This is a genomic window from Paenibacillus sp. ACRRY (assembly GCF_022346995.1).
Lineage (GTDB): Bacteria > Bacillota > Bacilli > Paenibacillales > Paenibacillaceae > Paenibacillus.
In genome coordinates, this window is the sequence record NZ_JAKRNM010000002.1 from 423,511 (window position 1) to 437,250 (window position 13,740).

Genomic DNA, 13,740 nt, shown 5'->3' on the forward strand with positions numbered 1-13,740 from the left:
GAAGACAGGGAGAGGTGTGGAAGACATGAAATGGAAACAGGGAGTAGCCATTGCTGCTGCGGTACTAGGAAGTCTATTAATATTATGGTCGGGCAAAAGTGAACAGCCACCTTCTGGCTGGGAACCCATACAGCTCGGCACCGAGACGCCGACGAAAGAGCAGGAACCCTCTGCTGTGCAGTCGGCTGTTTTGGGTCAAGGCGAAGCAAACGTTACTGCGGATGAAAAAGCTAAGAAAGCTGCTGATGTCGCTGTTGCGGGGCAGATTGAACAGGCAAAACCCGTTGTTGAAGAGGCCGATTCAAATAGCGCATCAAACCAATCAGAGGTACCTTCATCAACTGCAACTGATACGGTACCTGCTGCGGAAGCTGCACAAGAAAATAACCAAACTGCTCAGCCTGCACAGGATATCGATAATGGCAAAATTGATGTCAATACAGCACCTGCTTCCAAACTTACGGAGCTTCCGGGCATAGGGGAGAAAAAAGCCCAGGCCATCATCGACTATCGAAATGCCCATGGTCCATTTACCAAAGTGAGTGATCTGACAAAGGTCAAGGGGATTGGGATGAAAATGTTGGAGAAAATGGCCCCCTATGTTCAGATCCGATAATTGCTTTAATAAAATGATTACGAGCAGTAAACCAAAGTTTTCTTATGTTAAGTCATTAAATATGCATTGCACAAAGTGTAACTTATTAACGAACGGGAGAGGAAACGAACATGAGTACAGCAGACGTACGCAAAGATTGGGATACTTATTTCATGGACATCGCTTATATGGTCTCAACCCGTTCCCGCTGTTCGCGGCGCCATGTGGGAGCCGTACTGGTTCAAGGTAAAAAATTGCTTGGAACAGCGTATAACGGTGCACCCATGGGCGTTCCCGACTGCTCCGAAGCGGGATGCATGATTTCTGAAGAGTATGAGCTGGTGGTAACGGATGGTCAGGAAGAAATGATCAAAAAGCAGCGGTGTATACGGACGATACATGCGGAGCAAAATCTGCTTTTGTTCACCGATCGGAATGACCGTGAAGGGTCTTCCGTCTACGTGACGGATGAACCCTGCTGGACTTGCTCCAATATGCTGGCGAACAGCGGCATTACGGAGATTGTTTTTCACCGCCCGTATCCTAAGGATACAGGCAAAGTAACACGTATGATGGCTCAGAAGGGGATAACGTTTCGCAGGTTGGAGAATTACCAACCACCGCGAGAGACCATGATGACGATTAGTGATTAGTGATTACCTAATGTGACTAAATATCGTAAACATAGGCAGGACTTTTTAAAAAAATATTGCTTCGTGCATTTATGGGGAAGAACCCCCGGTTTAGCTGTTTCAGCTGCCGGGGGTTCTTTGCGTTCATTTATTTAGGGTGGAGGGAGGAATAAGTTAGTGAAGGGCAGACCTTTGGTAGTATTCACCGTCTGTTGGTTATGCGGCAGCGGGTTGGCTTGTGCGTTGACAGGATGGACGCTCTTTTGGGGGATGATCGGTGCTATTGCCTGTTTGCCGTTCCTGCTTCGGTGGATTGGAATGCGTGGCTGGTCCATCTTGGTGTTAATTGCGTCGCTAATAGGTGGCGCTGTGCACTGGGAGTGGAATGAGGCCCGGAATGTAAGCAGTTTGCCCGAGGTTACTCATATGGCAGTTGAAGAGCTGGATGGGTACGCTGCAGCGCTTCATGGAACATTGGATTCAGACGTCCGGATTGATGGTGACCGGGCAGACTTTCAGGTTCAGCTTGATTCCATAGAACCTTTGGTAGAGGACCAATCCGGGACAGATCCAGAGATTATACAGCTGCCCACCAAAAAAGAACGTCTGATGGTGCAGGTACGATTGGCTGAAGAGCAAGAACAGCAGGTAGCGGCAGCATGGCGACGAGGTGATGCAATCACGTTGACTGGTTCACTGGCGCTGCCTGGAGAAGCGAGGAATTTTGGCGGTTTTGATTATCGGAATTATCTAAAGACACAGTACATCCACTGGTTGTTCAAAGTAAAGGGAGCCAGTTCGGTAACAGCCACTTCTCCTGAAGGGCTTGGGCAGTTTAATATACTTCGCTGGAATGACTTGGTCAGAAACCAATTGGGCACTGCGGTAGACAGACTGTTTCCGGAACCACACGCAGGTTATATGAAAGGGCTAATTATAGGTATGGCAAGCGACATCGATCCGGATACGTATGGTCAGTTTTCACAATTGGGACTTACGCATATACTGGCCATCTCGGGTACGCATGTTGCGGTGTATGTGGCGTCACTATTACTTCTGATGTCGTGGTTGAGGCTAACCCGGGAAACATCACTTACCATAGTCTTGTTGTTAATTCCTGCCTATGTATTGTTATCTGGGGGTTCGCCTTCAGTTATTCGTGCAGGGATTATGTCCATGATCGGTTTGTATATGGCCCGAAGAGGTTTGGCCAGGGACGGACTGCAGATGATCAGCGCAGCTGCCTTGATGATGATGTGGTGGAATCCCTACTTCTTGCTCAGCGTGAGCTTTCAGCTCTCCTTTCTTGTGACTGCAGGGCTGATGATCTATATGCCTCTTATAAACCGGTTATTCAACGGATGGCCCAAAGCCATTGCAGCGACAGCTTCGGTGACGGTAACCGCACAGCTTATTTCTTTTCCAGTGACTATTTTATATTTCAACCAGTTTTCGCTGCTTTCCTTCGTCGCCAATTTTCTGCTTGTATCTTTAATTAGCGCTGTTGTACTGCCGCTTGGTACGGTCGCACTTCTATTGTCATTCCTATGGATGCCTCTGGCCAAACCTCTTGCCTGGGTTGCGATTTTACTAAACAAACTGACATTTGTGAGCGTGGAATGGATGAACAGCCTGCCGGGTTTTGTACTCATCTGGGCTACCCCTTCCCTGTTATGGATTGCTGCATATTATGCGGTTTTATATCTACTTTTGTACCTTCTTCATCGTGGAAAAGGAGACATGCAGCATGCCTTGAACGTTGAAGGAGACACGGTACCACTGAGTCATGCTTCTGGGGAACGTCGTTTGGCTGAAATGGTTCAGCCTGGTGTGATCGATACACCGACGGAAGATCAACGTAGGAGTAACCAGGTTCTCGGTAATAAATCTGGATCGATGACGACACTGAGTGCAAGTATTGTGTGGCCTGAATATACCAGTGCGTTTACGGCAAGAGGTGCAGGCTACTATGGTGGTGAACGGATGAGTTTGTTCCATAAAGGGATGTGTGGTTTGCTGGCTCTGATTCTTGTTGCCGGGTTGGGCTGGGCTTACCGGACTCCACAGCCTCCCGGCACTGGAGTCGTTCAGTTTCTGGATATTGGCCAAGGAGATAGCACACTGATTACTACGCCTGGAGGTAAACATATTTTGGTGGATGGCGGTGGCACAGTTCATTTTGGCAACCAGGAATCCTGGAAAATTCGGCGGGATCCTTACGAAGTGGGAGCTAAAGTGGTTGTACCTTTATTGAAAAAACGTGGTATTCACCGACTGGATGCGGTCATTCTGACTCATGCCGATCAGGATCACGCCGGGGGCTTGCAGGCCGTGCTTGAGCAGATTCCGGTTGAGCGCTTCATGTTTAACGGTACAACAAGTGGCAAAGACAATTTCGAAAAGTTGCTGGATACAGCCGTAGAACGACATATACCGTTATATGCCATTCAACAAGGAATGTCATATGCACCTGATGCAGAGACCAAGCTTCATTTCATATCACCGGATCTGGATCATTCAGTAAATGAAGGAGACAGGCTGCCTGTGTCTGAACACCAGAATCATGATTCGGTTGTATTTTTACTGGAGATGGCAGGGGCTTCCCTGTTGTTCACAGGAGACATGGATGCGGCGGCAGAACAGAATCTATTATATATAATTCAAGACGGATCTCTTGCAGCTTCATTCAAACAAGAGAGTAATTCGTTTTCTTTGCCTTCCTCCACCCGAGCGGCGGTCGATGTACTGAAGGTGGCGCACCACGGCAGCAAAACTTCGTCGACCGAAGCGTGGCTGGAGTATTGGAATGCCCAATCAGCGGTCATTTCGGCAGGAGCCAACAATACATATGGGCATCCCAACCCCGGTGTACTCGAACGCCTGCAAGCTGTAGGTTCGCAGATTTACCGAACAGATCAGATGGGCGAAATCCAGATGAGAATAAAGGACGGCAAGATTGAGGTACGTCAAAAATTGATTATGGATGAGTTAAACTGATTAGTATTTATTAATGCAAAAAGCCCGTTTCGGCTAGTCTCCCAGATGGAGTATAGCCGAAACGGGCCATTTATTAATGAAAAATAATTATTCAACGCCGTCCTTAAAATGTTTGTTCCAATGTTTGTCACCTTTGTGCAAAAGGTCTTCCACTGTTTTTTCCAATGTGAGGAGAAGCTGCTCTCTGACATCAAGTACAGTTTCTCTGTACAGACGTTCTTCCGATCCGACGATTTTATCGCCGTATAACGCCTGTGCAGCGGTGTATTTCCGGTGTTCCTCAACCAAAGTATCAATGGATTGCAGTGCATGTTCTACAAAATGAGAAATGCTTTGATATTCCTTCGGCATTTGTTCTTTTAATAATTGAATTTTCGCAAGAGCTGGCATGCGCTCATCACCTCGTATTATGAATGTAAATTTACAATACACTATTTTCATGAAAATTGCATTAAAAAGAGCTTAAATTTGGACAAATTTCGACTTTTTTTATTTTTGAAAACTTTCACGCGCTTATCTATAATGTATGCCATTGCAATTGAATTGAGTCGTGTAAGTAATGGAATGGCTGGTTGAAGCGGCGTGGTGACTCAGTATGCAATTTCTGTTATTCTAAGATAAGTTTCAGCGGCCCTTCATACATAAGCCGTTATTTTGTTGTGGTAATATTCACATCTAGTACCGTATTCTAGGGACATGCTGAGCTTAGTAAGCGATAACAAGTGTGAATGTTCCATTGTTTTACCTTTTCTGTCTAAAAAAATACTTAACTTTGCAACAATTTTATTGATGAACACGTCTGTAAGGTTGCAGGGAGAGGGGGATCCTTTGTGGTAGAGCCGGAACTCATCAGAGCCGCTCAATCGGGCGATCGCGACGCTCTAATTACCCTATTGCGGGACATAGAACAGCATGTATACCGAACCGCATATTACATTTTAAATAATGAACAGGATGCTTTGGACGCTGCTCAGGAAGCATTGATCCGAATCTATACCAAAATTAATTCCTATGAAGAAAAAGCCCAATTCAAAACATGGGTGCAGCGCATCGTAACGAATATCTGTATTGATAAATTCAGAAGAACCAAGCCCTCGGTCTCCATTGACGAGCATGAGATGGTATTTCAGGATAATCAGGATGTGGAGTTTGAAGTCATGTCCACGTATGTTGCCAAAGATATTCAGGATGCGATCAACAAGCTTCCAGAACATCATCGAACGGTAATCGTACTAAGATATTTGCAGGATTTATCGTATAACGAAATTGCGGATTGTCTTGATCTTCCGCTGAATACAGTCAAATCGTATTTATTCAGAGCCAGACAGCAATTGCAAAATCTACTTCAGGAGTATCAGAAAGGTGGTGTGACAGGATGAAATGCGAAGAGGTGGTGGAATGGATGCACCGGTATCTGGATCATGATCTGGGCGACGCGGAAACTGCGCAGATGCTACAGCACGTGGCCCAATGCCCGGAGTGCGCCGAGAATTTTAGTTTGCTTAGAGCTCTTTCCAGAGAATTGGAAGATTTGCCGCAAGTGACCCCAAAATTCAGTTTGGTTGATGCTATTATGCCTCAATTGGATGCAATTGATGAAGCGCGTAGGGAACAAAGCAGTACAATACAGGAAATGACTCCTGTCCCTGCTGCATTCGAGAATTTACAACGTTCAAGTGAGCGCAAACCGAAGCAGAAGTGGCTAAACTCCATGGTCGGCCGGATGTCAATGGGTGCTGCAGCTGCGGCTGTGGTGCTGGGCGTGGCGATTTGGGGCTATGAACCTGAAAAGGTGGAGAATGCCGAGTCTATGATGTTGAGTTCGGGCAGCACTCAGGAAACTGGTGCGGTTGAACAAAATCCGCTAAGTCGGGAGCTGGAGAACGACGAATCCTTACCGCCTGATAGCAATAACGGTCCATTCGTGGATGATACTGAGAATAAGTCTTCCATGGCAGAAAAGATGGATCCAGAGATTGTTCCTGATGAAAATGAATCAGATAACGTACAGGAACCTAAGATGACAGATAACCAAACGTCAAACCAGTCAGGCACAACGTCTGAAACGGATAATAGTACCGAAGCGCGAAATACGCCCTCCACTCCCGATGCTTCCAATAGTCAGAAGAGTCAGGATCAAGGACAGGATACGCAGCCCAAAAATCAGGATTCAAGTACAGCTATGGTGCCGCCTGCAGGTGCAGATGAAAAAGAAACAACAGAAACAAGTGACGGTAGAAATCCTGAATCATACAACACACAGGGGATCGCCCCTGAGGTAGATACGAAGGAATCGACTGAAGACAATCAGTCTTCTGGTACCGATTCGGGAACTGCGGCAACGAGTGGCAGCAAAGAATTTGTTGCACCGGATCAAGGGATAACCTCTACCATGACGTCGAAGGAATGGAGTTCACCTGATGGATCTTATGTGGTGATGCTGATCGACAACCAATTAAGTGTGTATTCCAAATCAGCTGCGGATTCAGACATTCTTAATCTGGTGGAACAGCGCAATCTGGAAGGTACATTGAAGACAGCCGGCTGGTCCAGCGACAGTACCTCGTTTAACTACGAGACAGACAAGGATGGAACTACGGTAAAGAATTCATTTACTGTACCTTCAGCTTCGGGTGAAACGTCTGCAAAATAATTCGGAGAATGTGAGCCTACTCTCTCGAATCAGCAGAACATTTCAAGCTTGGCAAGAATATACTGAACGTATCAATAACGTCCTATCTCAGTTGAAACAACTGACGTCGTATGACCGGGGCCCAGCTATTTCTAGAATCGCTGGTGTCCTCGTTTATATAGATGTAGGACCAGGGGGCCTTCATTCGTTATAAAGGATGAAGGTCCCTTTGTTGTCTGTCCTGTTTTCTGGTAGGATAGTAGGGATAGGGGGCACCGTGATGGATGTGAAAAGTGCAACAAAGGCGATACGAAATGGGGAGACGGCTCCGATATATGTGCTGTACGGAACGGAGAAATACCAGATACAGCAATTTACGGATATGTTAAAAGAACAGGTAATCGAGGAAGAGCATCGGGATTTTGCGATTATTCCGTATGATCTGTCCGAAACACCTGTAGAGGTAGTTATTGAGGAAGCGGAGACGGTTCCCTTTTTGGTTCCTCGGAAATTAATTATTGTAAGAGATGCGAGCTTGTTTACGGCAGGTAAAGAATCCAAGATTGATCACCAGGTGGATCGTCTGCTTACCTATATGGATAATCCGGCTGACTACAGTACCATTGTTTTCCTCGCGCAGGGAGACAAGCTGGATGAGCGTAAGAAGTTGGTGAAGGCAGTCAAGAAACAGGCCGTTGTTCTGGCCTTCGCTCCACTGAGCGGAGAAGAATTGTTGAATTGGATCGTGAAGCTTGCGAAGCAGCGCGATGTGTCGTTTGAAGCTGGGGCTGCTGATACGCTTGTGAGTTTTGCGGGGACAGGTTTGCAGACACTGTCTGCTGAAGTAGACAAGCTGTGCCTGTATGCGGGTAACGGAGGAACCATCCGCCGTGCCGACATTGAGTCATTGGTTGCGCGCAGTACCGAGCAGAATGTATTTGCCTTGGTGGAGGAATTAGCCAACCTGCGTCTGGAGAAAGCGCTGGGACTATTCTATGAACTGCTGAAACAGCGTGAAGAGCCCATTAAAATTGCAGCACTGATCGCTCGTCAGTTCCGAATCATGATACAAGTGAAAGAGCTTGGGCAGCAAAGTTATTCGCAGCAGCAAATTGCCAGCCAGCTTGGTTTGCATCCGTACGCTGTTAAAATTGCAGGAGAGCAGGCTCGCAAATTTCAGCCCGAACGGCTGAGAAACATTCTGAGTCATCTTAGCGAGCTGGATTACCAGATGAAGACAGGTGCAGTCGATAAAGTGCTTGGTTTGGAGTTGTTCTTGCTTAGACTTGGAGCATAAAGGCAGCGCCGTAAGATAGAATCGATTCGCAATAAAAGAACCCGTATCCGGTCGTCAGACACCGGTTACGGGTTCTTTTATTTGGATACTTATTAGACCAGATACTAAAAAATCCTGAAAGCACGGTGCTGTTCAGGATTTTTCCATTGGATCGTATAAGTAACGCTTCTTACGCTTGTGCGGAAAGAGCGTTCAGTTTTTTCGCCAAGCGAGACTTTTTGCGAGCTGCAGCATTTTTATGAACCAGACCTTTAGTTACAGCCTTGTCCAGCTTTTTGGAAGCAGCTTGAATCGCAGCTTTTGCAGTATCAACTTCGTTGCTTACCAGAGCAGCATCAGCAGCTTTAACAGCTGTACGGAGTGCGGATTTCTGGGAAGCGTTGAGTGCGCGGCGCTTGTCGCTCGTTTTTACGCGTTTAACAGCGGATTTGATGTTTGGCATTACATTCACCTCCTGTAAGGCATTCGCATGAATACAAACGTTTCACAACTTAAAATATTCTAGCACGCTAGCATGCAAAATGCAACAAATATTCTATAGTGTTCTCGGCATTGCATAAAGAACCCCTTTTCCCCACACAATATGCTCAAATGCGGTAAGGGAGGCAGGAACAGATGACGCTTGATTTACAGAACTATACCGTTCGCACTGACTTGGCAATCGACTCGAAGGAGATGGCTCAGGGTTCACAGAAACAAACGATTCCCGGGCTGCGGGAAGACGTGGAAGAAAAAGACGGCATAACCATCACACGGATTGATGTGCTGAACGAGGCTGCTGCAAAGACCATCGGACGTGTCAAAGGACATTACGTCACGCTGGAAGTTCCGTCACTACGTAATGGGGACACCGAACTTCAGGAACGTGTCGCAGCGGAATTCACGCGGGAGATGGAGGATTTTCTGACCAAGGCGGGAGTTAACAAGACATCCAAAGTGCTTATTGTAGGTCTTGGTAATTTGCACGTAACTCCTGATTCGCTTGGTCCATTAGTGGTCGAGAACTTGATGGTAACCCGTCAGTACTTTGAATTGGTACCGGATCAGGTAGCTCCAGGATATCGTGAAGTCAGTGCCATCGCCCCTGGTGTGCTTGGTACTACAGGGATTGAGTCGAGCGACATCGTGCAGGGAATCGTAGATCGGACCAAACCGGATGCCATTATTGCCATTGATGCACTGGCTTCTCGTTCACTTGAACGTGTCAACACCACCATTCAAGTGGCTGACATCGGGATTCATCCTGGTTCAGGTATCGGCAACAAACGGCGCGGACTTACCAAAGAAATTATGGGCGTACCATGTATTGCCATCGGTGTGCCAACAGTGTGCTACGCTTCTACTATAGTAAATAATGTCATTGAAATGATGAGTGCACACTTCCGTCAGGAGACGGATCAAACGAAGCAGATTATGGGCATGCTGGACGATATCGGTGAGCAGGATCGTTTAAGTTTGGTGAAAGAGGTGTTGGAGCCACTCGGTCACGATTTGATCGTTACTCCTAAGGAAATTGATGAATTCATCGAGGGAATTGCCAACGTTATTGCGACAGGCTTGAATGCTGCCCTGCATGATGCGGTGAATCCGGATAACGTTGCGGCGTATACTCATTAAACAGTAAACCATCACAGGCAGAAAGTCCGAATCTATCGGACTTTCTTTTTTTGTCTTTCTTCTACTTTCTGTTCTATCAAATCTTGCAGGCTCATAGAGTTGAAGTATAAGAGTTGTCCAGCAGGGAAGGAGACAGAAGAATGAACAAAATATTGGCCTGGAATATCGGAAAGTGGAAAAAAAGATGTCTGCACGTGCTGGCCATGGGCCGTACGTTGCTGCTGCTTATGATTATATCCGCGTTGTTTTTTGTCGTACTTGGTCTGGGGGGCATGGCAGAGAAAAGGTTGAACAACTCGCCGGTTTCTTCCATGAAAGGTTTTGCGAGTGCTGTATCCAGCCGCTTTTTTGTGGATATGCTCGGCATGGAGATGCCCCACTTGACCCAAAAGGAGCAAACTTCGGCATTCTCCGGCGAAAACCTGACTACATTTGTATTTCAACTTCTTACGAATGTTAATCCACAGGACCCCAAAAGCCTAATTGCAAGAGAAATGCCTGGCATGGGCAGCAATCAACCGGTATTGCTCCGGCCAGGTTCAGGAAACGAGAAGGCCGAAGCGCCTGAAGATTATCAACCAGGACCAGGGCTGACGGATACCGCATCTGCTGGAGGAGGCAAAACAGATGGCGAACTGCATATTCCCCCAGGTCAGGATGACCCGGATAATTCCGAAACGGACGAGCCTGAGGGTGGAGAAGTAAAAGAAGATCCTCCTCCGAAGAGCGGTGGTCAGGCAGGTGAAGCTACAACGGGTAAAAAAGCCGTGCTGATCTATCATTCCCATCCCCGTGAAGGATACAATCCGCTGCTTGGCACCAAGAGTGATAACCCTTCCTCCGGAAAAGCAACAGGCAACGTTTTTCAAGTAGGGACGTACCTTTCCAACAGTTTGCAAAAGCTTGGTGTGGGAGTGGAGCATGCAACGGACGATTACCCGACCAAAGTGAAGGACTATAACTGGAACTATTCCTATAAATATTCGCGCCAGACTGTAAAGGCTGCCCTCGCCGAAAATGATGATTTAACCTATCTCATTGATATTCACCGGGATTCCCAGCGTCATAACAAAACAACCACAACCATTGATGGCAAGGGATATGCCAAAGTATATTTCATCATCGGGCATGAGAATCCGAACTGGCAACAAAATGAAGCCTTCGCTGCAAAGATACACAAGAAACTCGAAGCAAAATATCCAGGTGTCTCCAGAGGAGTCTGGGGCAAGGATGGCGGAGGAGCAAATAATGGCGAGTACAATCAAACCCTCTCACCCAACAGCATTCTGATTGAAATCGGAGGGATCGACAATACAGGCGCTGAGCTCAAGCGAACTTCACAAGTCCTTGCAGACATGATTGCCGAAGTATATTGGGAAGATCAGAACGTGGATAAAGCCAGTACGGGGACCAAGTCACAGGGCAGTTGATTATTTCAGAATGTAACCTGATAGGAGGGGAAGCATGTGTCCAGATTCGGCAAAAAAATGTTAACTGTTATTGTACTCATGTTATTAGGGGTTCTGCTGGGGATGCAGCTGGCAGGAAGTAACTTTCAGGTGGGTAACATTCCAGAGGTGCCCGCTGCCGAATCGGAGCCTGCTGTTCCCGTGCAACAGGAAGAAAAAGAGACACCGATTGTTCCTGTACAAACGCCGAGTCAGGTACTTGGGGCTGAACAGAACAAAGCACCCGTGGATGTACTTGCAGATAAAACCGCTGGGCTGCTACAAAATCTGTCTCATAATGGAATTAAGTGGGTCGTTTCCTTGTTTAGCGGGGTTGCTGAATAAAAAGCTGCTCGGTATAGGTAAAATAAACCCCTGGAGATTCACAAAACGTGATGATTATTATAAAGTTGAGACAACGCGGGATTGATGCACCCTGCATCAACTGTTATAATGAAGTGATTGACACTAGGCTGTTTCTGGGGGTAAGGAATGACTGACATTCGGGCAAGACAACGTAAAATTCGTAACTTTTCAATTATTGCACATATAGATCACGGCAAATCAACGCTTGCGGACCGGATCTTGGAGTACACAGGTGCGCTCACCACTCGGGAAATGCAGGAGCAGGTACTGGACCAAATGGAGCTTGAACGCGAACGTGGTATTACGATCAAGCTGCAGGCTGTTGCCCTGAACTACAAAGCCGACGATGGTGAAGAATATTTACTTAATCTGATTGATACGCCTGGACACGTAGACTTCACATACGAAGTATCTCGCAGCCTTGCTGCATGTGAAGGCGCTCTTCTCGTTGTGGATGCGGCTCAGGGAATTGAAGCGCAGACGCTGGCAAATGTGTATCTGGCATTGGACAATGATCTTGAAATCTTACCAGTCATTAACAAAATCGATCTTCCAAGTGCAGATCCGGATCGGGTGAAGCAGGAAGTTGAAGATGTTATTGGTTTGGACACGAGTAATGCAGTATTGGCTTCGGCAAAAGCAGGCATCGGGATCAAAGAGATCCTGGAACAGGTGGTACAGAGCGTGCCTGCACCACAGGGTGATCCTGACCAGCCGCTGAAAGCGCTGATTTTCGACTCGCACTATGACCCGTACAAAGGCGTAATTGTATATATCCGTGTCATTGACGGCAAAATTAAGTCGGGTTCCAAAATCAAAATGATGGCAACAGGAAAATCGTTTGATGTTATTGAAGTAGGCGCGTTCAAACCACGCATGACCATTGTGGACGAGCTGAACGTCGGCGATGTTGGTTTCGTCGTTGCAGGTATCCGTCATGTAGGTGACACCCAAGTCGGGGATACCGTAACCGATGCGAAAAATCCAACACCGGAACCTTTGCCGGGTTACCGTAAAATCAATCCCATGGTTTATTGCGGTCTCTACCCAATTGAGACTTCCGATTATGTGGATCTGCGTGAAGCGCTGGAGAAATTGCAGCTGAACGATGCATCCCTCAGCTTTGAACCGGAGACTTCAAGTGCGCTCGGATTTGGATTCCGCTGCGGATTCCTGGGATTGCTTCATATGGATGTTATTCAGGAGCGGATTGAGCGCGAGTTCAACATTCCGCTGATTACGACGGCACCAAGCGTAATCTATCACGTCACATTGACTAATGGTGAAGTCCTGCATATCGACAACCCATCCAACTATCCTGAGGTGGGAAGGATTGATTATGTTGAGGAACCGTATGTAAAAGCTTCCATTATCGTGCCGAATGATTATGTAGGTACCATTATGGAACTTTGTCAAAACAAACGCGGCGAATACGTGAATATGGAATATCTCGATACCACTCGGGTTACCCTTACGTATGAGATTCCGTTGTCCGAGATCGTATATGATTTCTTCGATCAATTGAAATCAAGTACAAAAGGATATGCATCCTTCGATTATGAACTGTCCGGTTATCGTCAGTCCAATTTGGTGAAGATGGACATCCTGCTTAATGGTGAACAGGTCGATGCCCTTTCCTTCATCGTTCACCGTGACCGTGCATACAACCGCGGCCGCATTATCTGTGAGAAGCTGCGCGAGCTGATTCCACGGCAAATGTTCGAGGTGCCGATTCAGGCATCCGTAGGTACAAAGGTCGTTGCACGTGAAACTGTAAAAGCTATGCGTAAAAACGTACTTGCCAAGTGTTACGGCGGTGACATCTCGCGGAAACGGAAACTGCTGGAGAAGCAGAAGGAAGGTAAGAAGCGGATGAAGCAGGTTGGTAACGTTGAGGTGCCGCAGGAAGCGTTCATGGCGGTGCTGAAAATTGATGACTAAACAATTCAATTTTGAGTACAGCACAGAGTTGTTCGTATGAAAATTGAATTAATAACGCAATCTCTGGGGACATCAATCGTTGTGTATCAGAGAATGCGTTAACCAATTTAATTTGAGGTACATCACAGAGTGTGTGTATCAAAGTGAATTGCAGAATACTAAATAAACCAAGCTGAAAGGGAAGCCGGATGGCTTTCCTTTTTTCAAATAGAGGG

General features: G+C 46.8%; 12 protein-coding genes. 10 read left to right on the forward strand and 2 right to left on the reverse strand.

All coding sequences use genetic code 11. From position 1 onward, the window contains the following. Positions 1–25 precede the first annotated feature (25 nt). From MH144_RS11070 to MH144_RS11080, 3 genes are all read left to right on the forward strand, one after another. Positions 26–616: a ComEA family DNA-binding protein gene (locus MH144_RS11070; protein WP_239299777.1), complete on the forward strand. Its 591-nt coding sequence runs from the start codon at positions 26–28 to the stop codon at positions 614–616. Between the two features lie 110 nt (positions 617–726). Continuing rightward, the gene (locus MH144_RS11075) at positions 727–1,248 is read left to right on the forward strand and encodes a deoxycytidylate deaminase (protein ID WP_095289821.1); all 522 of its coding nucleotides are present in this window, start codon (positions 727–729) and stop codon (positions 1,246–1,248) included. A gap of 156 nt (positions 1,249–1,404) precedes the next feature. Continuing rightward, positions 1,405–4,224 (forward strand): ComEC/Rec2 family competence protein, encoded by a 2,820-nt coding sequence (locus MH144_RS11080; RefSeq protein ID WP_239299779.1) that lies wholly within the window; start codon positions 1,405–1,407, stop codon positions 4,222–4,224. Between the two features lie 87 nt (positions 4,225–4,311). Here the strand turns inward: MH144_RS11080 and MH144_RS11085 are convergent, their stop codons facing one another. Beyond that, positions 4,312–4,614: a hypothetical protein gene (locus MH144_RS11085; protein WP_153979478.1), complete on the reverse strand. Its 303-nt coding sequence runs from the start codon at positions 4,612–4,614 to the stop codon at positions 4,312–4,314. 440 nt (positions 4,615–5,054) lie between these two features. Between MH144_RS11085 and MH144_RS11090 the strand changes: the two genes are divergently transcribed. The 3 genes from MH144_RS11090 (at position 5,055) to holA (ending at position 8,153) form a co-directional block, all read left to right on the forward strand. Beyond that, positions 5,055–5,603, forward strand: coding sequence for an RNA polymerase sigma factor (locus tag MH144_RS11090; RefSeq protein WP_095289827.1), 549 nt, complete (start codon positions 5,055–5,057; stop codon positions 5,601–5,603). After that, positions 5,600–6,877: an anti-sigma factor gene (locus tag MH144_RS11095; protein ID WP_239299780.1), complete on the forward strand. Its 1,278-nt coding sequence runs from the start codon at positions 5,600–5,602 to the stop codon at positions 6,875–6,877. The genes MH144_RS11090 and MH144_RS11095 overlap by 4 nt, the downstream gene beginning before the upstream one ends. Before the next feature lie 259 nt (positions 6,878–7,136). Next, entirely contained in the window at positions 7,137–8,153 is a 1,017-nt protein-coding gene (holA, locus tag MH144_RS11100) for a DNA polymerase III subunit delta (protein ID WP_239299782.1), read from the forward strand. 169 nt (positions 8,154–8,322) lie between these two features. Here the strand turns inward: holA and rpsT are convergent, their stop codons facing one another. Then, entirely contained in the window at positions 8,323–8,595 is a 273-nt protein-coding gene (gene rpsT / locus MH144_RS11105; RefSeq protein ID WP_024628504.1) for a 30S ribosomal protein S20, read from the reverse strand. A gap of 173 nt (positions 8,596–8,768) precedes the next feature. Here rpsT and gpr point away from each other — a divergent pair, with 173 nt between their 5' ends. The 4 genes from gpr to lepA all read left to right on the forward strand — a co-directional run bounded on the left by gpr (position 8,769) and on the right by lepA (position 13,525). Next, positions 8,769–9,770 carry a GPR endopeptidase gene (gpr, locus tag MH144_RS11110; protein WP_239299784.1) on the forward strand — a complete coding sequence of 334 codons (1,002 nt, stop codon included), beginning with the start codon at positions 8,769–8,771 and terminating at the stop codon, positions 9,768–9,770. Positions 9,771–9,910: 140 nt separating this feature from the next. Beyond that, positions 9,911–11,200, forward strand: coding sequence for a stage II sporulation protein P (locus tag MH144_RS11115; protein WP_239299787.1), 1,290 nt, complete (start codon positions 9,911–9,913; stop codon positions 11,198–11,200). A gap of 36 nt (positions 11,201–11,236) precedes the next feature. After that, a complete protein-coding gene (locus MH144_RS11120) occupies positions 11,237–11,563 on the forward strand; it encodes a DUF3679 domain-containing protein (protein ID WP_239299790.1) in 327 nt (108 codons plus the stop codon). 147 nt (positions 11,564–11,710) lie between these two features. Further along, a complete protein-coding gene (lepA, locus tag MH144_RS11125; protein ID WP_239299793.1) occupies positions 11,711–13,525 on the forward strand; it encodes a translation elongation factor 4 in 1,815 nt (604 codons plus the stop codon). The last annotated feature ends 215 nt before the right edge of the window (positions 13,526–13,740 follow it).